Source organism: Chryseobacterium oncorhynchi, from assembly GCF_002899895.1.
Classification (GTDB): Bacteria; Bacteroidota; Bacteroidia; order Flavobacteriales; family Weeksellaceae; genus Chryseobacterium; species Chryseobacterium oncorhynchi.
The window spans coordinates 1-669 of the sequence record NZ_PPEI02000022.1 but is presented as its reverse complement, the minus strand read 5'-3'; the positions used below and the strand labels follow the sequence as shown (position 1 = coordinate 669).

Annotated in this window: 1 pseudogene; it reads right to left on the bottom strand. The window is 41.3% G+C overall.

The window, feature by feature from the left end:
• Nucleotides 1-669: pseudogene (locus C1638_RS22545) on the bottom strand (RHS repeat-associated core domain-containing protein); the annotation flags it as partial.

Genomic DNA, 669 nt, shown 5'->3' with positions numbered 1-669 from the left:
TAATCTTAGTCATCCACCCTCTGATATTGTACTTGTAATCGATCTGCTGTAATGATGAAGCCACATTTATTCCCCCTACTTTCTTGCTTTCTAACTGAGAAAGTTCATTGTACTTATTCTGGGCCAGGATTTCCATGGGATTGGAGTCTACCTGATGCTTATGTACCAGCAGCCTATTTTGGTGGTCATACTCAAAGTTCTCCGTGATTACCTTTTCCGTATCCGTATTCAATCTTTTATGCTTGGTAACAACAGTTTGGGAAACCCCTGCAAAGTCCAGCTTGGACTCCGTCCTGGTATATCCTCCCAAGTGATTGATGGAATGGGTTCCAATGGCCCTGCCTCTGGTATCATAATAGGTGTAGCTCTTTGTCCAGTTGTCATCCTCAATATTCTTCACCAGACTCATTACGGGAAGTCCCTTGGTACTTTTTCCCCCAGTAGGAACATCTGTTAGAGGAGCTTCTCCTTGAATAAATTGTGGAAATGATGGATTGAAGCTATATCCCTGTGGATAAGTATCATAATAGTTAACACTCAGGATGGTTGGGATTTCTCCTACAAAATAGACATCTGTGTAATAGATTGTCATTCCATTTCGAGTAAATCCTGTGGAGCTTCTTTCTTCAGCAATGGTTATATTATTAATCTCATTTTGCCTGCCTGCTC